We start from the raw sequence: 7,477 nt of genomic DNA on the forward strand, positions 1-7,477 counted from the left end.
GTTTCTTGGCCATTTACCAAGATCCGCCACCGAAGGTGTAACCTGCTTTATTTGCCATGCATGGCAATTATTGCGGATAAAGCTCTCAGGTACCCGTGACAGAGGGGGCAGCAGACTTGGCGCTATCCAGCGTCGGTTGCTGCAACTTTTGAACGGACTGATATGAGCGAAGAAGACGATTTCGAACTCGAACCCATAGAAATATTGGAGCTGCCGCTCGATGCTTGGCATCGTGACAAAGGCGCGCGCATGGTCGAGTTTGCGGGCTATCACATGCCTATCCAATATGAAGGCATCATGGCTGAACATATCTGGACGCGGGAAAGTGCCGGGTTGTTTGATGTCAGCCATATGGGGCAGTTGATGCTGACCGGCGACGGTGCCGCCGAAGCGCTTGAAGCGCTGGTCCCCGGCGATATCTCAGCACTGAAAGAAGGCAAGATGCGCTATTCGCTCTTGCTGGCCGAAGATGGCGGCGTGCTCGACGATATGATGATTACGGCCGTACCGATGGGCCTGTATGTCGTCGTCAATGGCGCGGTGAAATGGGACGATATGGGCTATTTGCGCGAATATCTGCCCGACGAGATCACGATCAACAATATGGAAGACCGTGCATTGCTGGCACTGCAAGGGCCCAAGGCAGTTGATGCGTTGAAGCGCGTCGTGCCGGGCGTGGACGCGCTGTATTTCATGGAGGCGGGTTCCTTCTTCTGGGGCCCCAAAACAGATCCTGAACCGCTCTGGATTAGCCGTTCGGGCTATACGGGTGAGGATGGCTTTGAAATCTCTGTGCCCGGCACGCACGCAAAGGCATTGGCCGACCAGCTTTGTGCGCAGCCAGAGGTCAAGCCAATCGGCCTTGGCGCGCGCGATTCGCTGCGGCTTGAGGCGGGCTTGCCGCTTTATGGTCATGATATGACGCCTGATGTAGAGCCCGTTGCGGCCAACGCCGCCTTTGCCATCTCCAAACGCCGCCGCGCCGAAGGTGGTTTCGCTGGGTCCGATCGTATCCTGAACGCGCTCGCCAATGGCCCCGCACGCAAGCTGGTTGGCCTGTCTGTAGAGGGCAAATTACCTGTCCGCGAAGGCGCGCCGATTTTTGCAGGCACGGCGCAAGTCGGCGTCATTACGTCGGGCGGCTTTGGCCCAAGCGTCGGTGCGCCCATTGCCATGGGCTATGTCGATGCAGGCCATAACGCCAGCGGCACGGCGCTTGAGGCCGAAGTGCGCGGCAAGCGCGTTTCTATCACCGTCGCCAATCTACCCTTCGTCCCACATCATTATCATCGCAAAGGAGCGAACATATGACCCGTTATTTCACCGAAGATCATGAGTGGATCGAAGTGGACGGCGACAGCGCTACAGTCGGCATTACGCATTATGCACAAAGCCAATTGGGCGACATCGTGTTCGCCGAAGTTCCGGCGGCAGGCGCGACGCTCAAAAAAGGCGGTGATGCCGCGGTTGTGGAATCGGTGAAGGCCGCATCGGACGTTTATGCACCCGTGAGCGGAACAGTCATTGCGGGCAATGCCGCCCTTGATGGCGATCCGGCGCTCGTCAACAGCGATCCCGAAGGCGAAGGCTGGTTCTTCAAACTCACCTTAAGCGACAGCAGCGAGCTCGACAGCCTCATGAATGCTACCGCTTATCAGGCATTTGTCGACGGGCTTTAAATTCATCCGTCCGCCCTCCGGGCCAAGGAGATTGAAATGCGTTATTTACCTTTAACCCCATCCGACCGACAAGCGATGCTTGGCGTCATCGGAGCACAATCGATTGATGATTTGTTCGTTGATGTGCCTACCGAAGCGCGACTGGATGGGCCGATATCTGGTCTTCCCAATCATGCCAGCGAAATGGCGGTTGAACGGCATTTTTCGGAACTTGCGCTGCAAAATATGACCGCGTCGCATAACCCGTTCTTTTTGGGTGCAGGCGCATATAAGCATCATGTGCCCGCGAGTGTTGATCATATCATCCAGCGTGGCGAGTTCTTGACCGCCTATACGCCCTATCAGCCGGAAATCGCGCAGGGCACGCTGCAAATGCTGTTTGAGTTCCAGACGCAGGTGGCGCGCCTGTTCGGCTGCGATGTGGCTAATGCATCGATGTATGACGGGTCTACGGCTTGCTGGGAAGCCATTGGCATGGCTGGCCGCATTACCAAGCGGACGAAGGCATTGTTGTCGTCTGGGTTGCACCCGCATTATGTCAGCGTGGCCAAGACAATGGCGCAATATACTGGTGATAGGCTGGACATCGCATTGCCGGAGCTTTCGGCCCAAACGGACAGCCAACGTTTGTTGGACGCGATTGACGGCGAGACCAGTTGCGTCGTGGTGCAATATCCGGATATCTTGGGACGTATCGAGGATATGTCCACCATCGCCGCCAAGGCGCATGCGCATGGGGCGTTGTTGGTTGCCGTCGTGACCGAACCCGTTGCCTTGGGCGCGATTAAAGCACCCGGTGAAATGGGCGCAGACATTGTGGTGGGTGAGGGGCAGTCGCTTGGTGTTGGCCTACAATTTGGTGGGCCGTATGTCGGCCTGTTTGCGTGCAAGGAAAAATTCGTCCGTCAGATGCCCGGTCGCTTATGCGGTGAGACTGTGGACGCCGAAGGCAAGCGGGGCTTCGTTCTGACCCTGTCTACACGCGAACAGCATATTCGTCGGGAAAAGGCGACATCAAATATCTGTACAAATTCAGGTCTTTGTGCGTTATCTTTCAGTATACATCTAACTTTGTTGGGCGAAAAGGGGCTGCGCGGATTAGCGCAGTTGAACCACGCGCTTGCGGTACACGCGGCGGATCGGCTTACCCAAATTCCGGGTGTCGCATTGGTCAATGACAGCTTCTTCAACGAATTTACGTTGAAGCTTCCGAAAGAAGCGCGACCCGTTGTGCGCGCGCTTGCCGACCGCAAGATATTGGGCGGTGTGTCGCTTGGGCGTCTTTACCCCGACATAGATGCATTGGGTAACGGACTGCTCGTGGCCGTTACGGAAACCGCAACCCATGCGGATGTCGAAACATTCGCCGCCGCTTTGCAGGAGATCTTGGCATGAGCAGCATCAACCAAAGCGGTTGGAAGCCCGAAATGGGCAATGCGGGCGACACCGCCCCTGCGACCTATACCGGCAATAAGGCGTTGATGCTGGAAGAGGCATTGATCTTTGAAATTGGAACCGCTGGAACAACCGGCGTTGATTTGGCCGAAGCGCCAAAGGTTGCATCGCGCTTGGGCAATCTGGAACGGCACCGTGACATTGGTCTTCCCGGCCTGTCCGAACCTGAAACCGTCCGCCATTATACGCGCCTCAGCCGTCAGAATTACGCAATCGACCTTGGCTTCTTCCCGCTGGGAAGCTGCACGATGAAGCATAACCCACGCCTGAATGAAAAAGTCGCGCGTATGGCGGGCTTTGCCGATGTCCATCCGTTGCAGCCTGAAGAGACCGTGCAAGGCGCCCTAGTGGTTATTCACGAACTCGCCCATTGGTTGGTTACATTGACTGGCATGAAGGCCGTTGCGATGTCGCCCAAGGCAGGTGCACATGGTGAATTATGCGGCATCCTTGCCATTCGTGCGGCGCTGACCGCGCGCGGTGATGCCCGTTCGGTTATCCTCTGCCCCGAAAGTGCGCATGGCACCAATCCGGCGACAGCAGCCTTTGCAGGTTATGCGGTGGAGAATATTCCTGCGACTTCGGAAGGCCGCGTTGACTTGGCGGCGTTGAAGGCGCGGCTTGGTCCCGATGTTGCGGGTGTTATGATCACCAACCCCAATACCTGCGGCCTGTTCGAGCGGGACATGCGGGAAATTTCCGACGCGGTGCATGCTGCGGGTGGCTATGTCTATTGCGACGGCGCAAATTTCAACGCGATTGTCGGTCGCGTGCGCCCCGGCGATTTGGGCGTCGATGCCATGCATATCAACCTGCACAAGACATTCTCGACCCCGCATGGCGGCGGCGGGCCAGGTTCCGGACCCGTTGTCCTGTCCGAAGCATTGGCCCCTTATGCGCCTTTGCCTTTTATCGACAAGGACGGTGACCATTATCGTCTTGTCGAGGAGGAAACGGCTGGCGAACGCTACGGCTCCAGCTTTGGCCGCATGGTCGCCTTCCACGGGCAAATGGGCATGTTTACGCGTGCTTTGGCCTACATCATGTCCCATGGCGCAGATGGCCTGCGCCAAGTCGCGGAAGATGCGGTGCTGAACGCCAACTATATCTTACGCAGTCTGGAAGATGTGTTGGAGGCGCCCTTCGCCCATAGTGGCCCGTGCATGCATGAGGCATTGTTCAGTGATAACGGCTTGGCCGAAGGCTTCTCCACGCTCGATATTGCCAAGGGCCTGATTGACGAAGGCTATCATCCGATGACGGTATATTTCCCGCTTGTCGTGCATGGTGCGATGTTGGTGGAACCCACTGAGACCGAGAGCAAAGCAACGCTCGACCAGTTCATCGGTGCGCTGCGGTCAGTCGCGGAACGGGCCAAAGCGGGTGATCCCGCGCTAAAGTCCGCGCCGCATCATGCGCCGCGCCGCCGCCTTGATGAAACCCAAGCTGCGCGAAAGCCTGTGTTGGTCTGGCGCGAACCCGAACAAGCGGTTGCAGCAGAATGAGCGGGCCGCAACCCTTCATCTTCGAAAGCGGCCCGGACGTAAAACGCCACGCGCCGGCGACCGAGCGCAACCGGGATGTGATTGCTGAAACACTGGCGCGCGTGCTTCCGGCGGAGGGCCTTGTGCTCGAAGTGGCAAGCGGAACCGGCGAACATGCCGTGCACTTTGCAAAGCGCTTTCCGGGGCTGATCTGGCAACCTAGCGACCCGGATCCTATCGCTATTGCATCGATTAACGCGTGGCGCGCGGACACCAAATTGGTCAATGTGCGGCCCGCGATGCAACTCGACGCATCGGCAGATTGGCCGATATCGCACGCGGATGCGGTCATCTGCATCAACATGACGCATATCAGTCCATGGGCGGCCACCTTGGGTCTACTACGCAACGCCGCGCGTGTAATGCCGCCGTCTGCCGTGCTTTTCATGTACGGACCCTACAACCAACACGGCGTCCCGCTGGCCGACAGCAATGCTGCGTTCGATATGTCGTTGCGGCAACAAAATCCCGAATGGGGCCTGCGCTATGTCGATGATATTGTTGAAGAAGCGGACAAAATAGGGTTACGCCTTGACCAAGTCATCGCCATGCCAGCGAACAATCTTTCATTGATTTTCCGCGCTTAGTCGTCCGCAAATCACATTATTGACATGCCGCGATAATCTCTCAACACATTGCATTAGGCCGCTGCGAAAAAATGGCCAGTGTTAGGAGAGAATGACATGGCCGTTGCCAGCTACGACATAGTAAGCTTTGATGGTTTTTTAACGCACTGGGCGGCGGAGCGGCCCGACTGGGCTGCGCTTTCGCAAGATGACCACCATTTCACTTATGGCCAGTTGGAGGAGCGCACCGCGAAGATCGTCGCGATGTTGCTTGGGTTAGGTCTAAAAAAAGGCGACCGGATTGCCTGGATTGGCAAAAACAGCGATCTATATTTTGCCCTTTTTTACGGCGCGGCGCGGATTGGAGTGGTGATGGTGCCCGTCGGATGGCGTCTTGCGCCTGCCGAATGGGCCTATATCGCCAAGGATACGGGCGCTCGCGTGCTTTTTGCGGGGCAGGGGTTTGAGGTGGGCGTGCACGCTCTGGCCAAGGATATAGCTGGTGTTGATCGGGTCATAGCCGAAGAGGAAGCCCGCGCGATGATTGCCGCCTCGGCGCGCGTTGCGTTTGAACCTGCTGGCCCTGATGACGCCGCGCTGCAACTTTACACCTCCGGCACGACGGGTAATCCCAAAGGCGCGGTGCTTTCCAACCGGAACCTGTTCGCGCTACGTAAAAATGCGGCCGAAGAGGCGCATGCCTATAGCAAATGGGACGATGATGAGGTCGTCCTTATCGCGATGCCCTGCGCGCATATTGGTGGAACTGGACTTGGTATCATGGCTATGGCGTCAGGTCTGCCCGCGCTTGTACAGGCGGAATTTTCGCCAGATTCCGTCTTTGATGCGATTGAGAAGGGCGGGGCAACTAGGCTTTTTATCGTTCCTGCCGCTTTGCAGATGATGGTCAACCACCCGCGTTGCCGCAGCGTCGATTATAGCCGTCTCAAATATATTCTCTACGGCGCAGCGCCTATTCCGCTTGAACTGTTGCGCCAGTGTATGGATGTGTTCAGCGCAGAATTTATCCAAGTCTATGGCATGACGGAAACGACGGGCACAATCTGCATGTTGCCGCCTGAGGACCATGATCCCAATGGCAATAAACGTATGCGCTCGGCGGGTAAGCCGCTTCCTGGCGTCGAATTGCGCGTGGTGGATGGTGCAGGGAACGATGTTCCGGTGGGCGAAGTGGGTGAGATTTGGACGCGGTCGTCGAACAATATGATTGGCTATTGGAACTTACCCGACGCCACGAAAGGCACCGTTACCGATGGCGGCTGGATTAAAACCGGTGATGCTGGATATCTGGATGAGGACGGATATATGTATATCCACGACCGCGTGAAAGACATGATCATCACGGGCGGCGAAAATGTCTATCCTGCTGAAGTCGAAAGCGCGATTTACGGGCATCCCGATATATTGGAGGTCGCTGTGATTGGTGTGCCGGACGCCAAATGGGGGGAGGCGGTGAAGGCGGTATGCGTTCCCAAGCCCGGCGCACAAATTGACGCGGAGAGCGTCATTGGCTGGGCCCGCGAGCGTATCGCTGGGTTCAAGGTTCCGCGTTCGGTTGACATCATTGCGGCGTTGCCGCGCAATGCATCGGGCAAAATCCTGCGCAAGGATTTACGCGCGCCATATTGGGCTGGCTATGAGCGGCAGGTAAACTAACCCGCTGACAATATTAATCAGCGCCCCACGCTCACATATTTAAACCCTGCAGCCGCTGTATCTTCAGGTCGGTAGATGTTGCGTAAATCGACAAGGACATCGCCCGCCATGGCGGCGTGTAGTTTTTTCAGGTCAAGTGCGCGATAGGCGTCCCATTCGGTGATCAAGGCTATCGCATGTGCATCTTGCGCCGCGTCATAGGCACTGCTGGCCATGATCACCTCGGGCAGGATTCTGGCCGCTTCTTCCATACCTTCGGGATCATGTGCGTGCACGATTGCGCCGGCATCGAGCAAGGTTTGAACAATCGCAATGGACGGCGCATCCCGCATATCGTCGGTATTGGGCTTAAATGTCAGGCCAAGCAGGCCAATCTTCAGGCCGCGGACATCGCCGCCCAGCGCCGTGATGATCTTGCGGCCCATAGCGCGCTTTCTAAGGTCATTTGCCTGCACCACGGCCTCAACCACCCGAACAGGCGTTTCGTGGTCCTGAGCGGTCTTGAGGAGCGCCAGAGTGTCCTTTGGAAAGCAACTGCCGCCATAGCCTGGGCCAG

The 7,477-nt window shown here is 57.1% G+C and carries 7 protein-coding genes; 6 read left to right on the plus strand and 1 reads right to left on the minus strand.

What is annotated here, in order from left to right; translation table 11 throughout:
• Positions 1–162 precede the first annotated feature (162 nt).
• The 6 genes from gcvT to ACILP4_RS05495 all read left to right on the plus strand — a co-directional run bounded on the left by gcvT (position 163) and on the right by ACILP4_RS05495 (position 6,921).
• The gene (gene gcvT / locus ACILP4_RS05470) at positions 163–1,311 is read left to right on the plus strand and encodes a glycine cleavage system aminomethyltransferase GcvT (RefSeq protein ID WP_395619736.1); all 1,149 of its coding nucleotides are present in this window, start codon (positions 163–165) and stop codon (positions 1,309–1,311) included.
• Entirely contained in the window at positions 1,308–1,679 is a 372-nt protein-coding gene (gene gcvH / locus ACILP4_RS05475) for a glycine cleavage system protein GcvH (protein WP_395619737.1), read from the plus strand. The genes gcvT and gcvH overlap by 4 nt, the downstream gene beginning before the upstream one ends.
• Positions 1,680–1,715: 36 nt before the next feature.
• Positions 1,716–3,074, plus strand: a complete 1,359-nt coding sequence (gene gcvPA / locus ACILP4_RS05480; RefSeq protein WP_395619738.1) for an aminomethyl-transferring glycine dehydrogenase subunit GcvPA — start codon at positions 1,716–1,718, stop codon at positions 3,072–3,074.
• Positions 3,071–4,639, plus strand: a complete 1,569-nt coding sequence (gene gcvPB, locus ACILP4_RS05485; RefSeq protein WP_395619739.1) for an aminomethyl-transferring glycine dehydrogenase subunit GcvPB — start codon at positions 3,071–3,073, stop codon at positions 4,637–4,639. The genes gcvPA and gcvPB overlap by 4 nt, the downstream gene beginning before the upstream one ends.
• On the plus strand, positions 4,636–5,265 hold the full coding sequence (locus tag ACILP4_RS05490; protein WP_395619740.1) for a DUF938 domain-containing protein: 630 nt from the start codon (positions 4,636–4,638) through the stop codon (positions 5,263–5,265). The genes gcvPB and ACILP4_RS05490 overlap by 4 nt, the downstream gene beginning before the upstream one ends.
• A 96-nt stretch (positions 5,266–5,361) precedes the next feature.
• Positions 5,362–6,921 carry a fatty acid--CoA ligase gene (locus ACILP4_RS05495; protein WP_395619741.1) on the plus strand — a complete coding sequence of 520 codons (1,560 nt, stop codon included), beginning with the start codon at positions 5,362–5,364 and terminating at the stop codon, positions 6,919–6,921.
• A gap of 17 nt (positions 6,922–6,938) precedes the next feature.
• On the opposite strand, the gene ACILP4_RS05500 is transcribed toward ACILP4_RS05495, so the two are convergent.
• A partial coding sequence (locus ACILP4_RS05500) for a UDP binding domain-containing protein (protein ID WP_395619742.1) occupies positions 6,939–7,477 on the minus strand: 539 nt, incomplete at its 5' end.

Source organism: Sphingorhabdus sp. (genome assembly GCF_044239045.1).
Classification (GTDB): Bacteria; Pseudomonadota; Alphaproteobacteria; order Sphingomonadales; family Sphingomonadaceae; genus Sphingorhabdus_B.

Excerpts from the sequence above, each read along its gene's own strand:
- gcvT (WP_395619736.1), top strand. The coding sequence starts at position 163 with ATGAGCGAAGAAGACGATTTCGAACTCGAACCCATAGAAATATTGGAG.
- gcvH (WP_395619737.1), top strand. The coding sequence starts at position 1,308 with ATGACCCGTTATTTCACCGAAGATCATGAGTGGATCGAAGTGGACGGC.
- gcvPA (WP_395619738.1), top strand. The coding sequence starts at position 1,716 with ATGCGTTATTTACCTTTAACCCCATCCGACCGACAAGCGATGCTTGGC.
- gcvPB (WP_395619739.1), top strand. The coding sequence starts at position 3,071 with ATGAGCAGCATCAACCAAAGCGGTTGGAAGCCCGAAATGGGCAATGCG.
- ACILP4_RS05490 (WP_395619740.1), top strand. The coding sequence starts at position 4,636 with ATGAGCGGGCCGCAACCCTTCATCTTCGAAAGCGGCCCGGACGTAAAA.
- ACILP4_RS05495 (WP_395619741.1), top strand. The coding sequence starts at position 5,362 with ATGGCCGTTGCCAGCTACGACATAGTAAGCTTTGATGGTTTTTTAACG.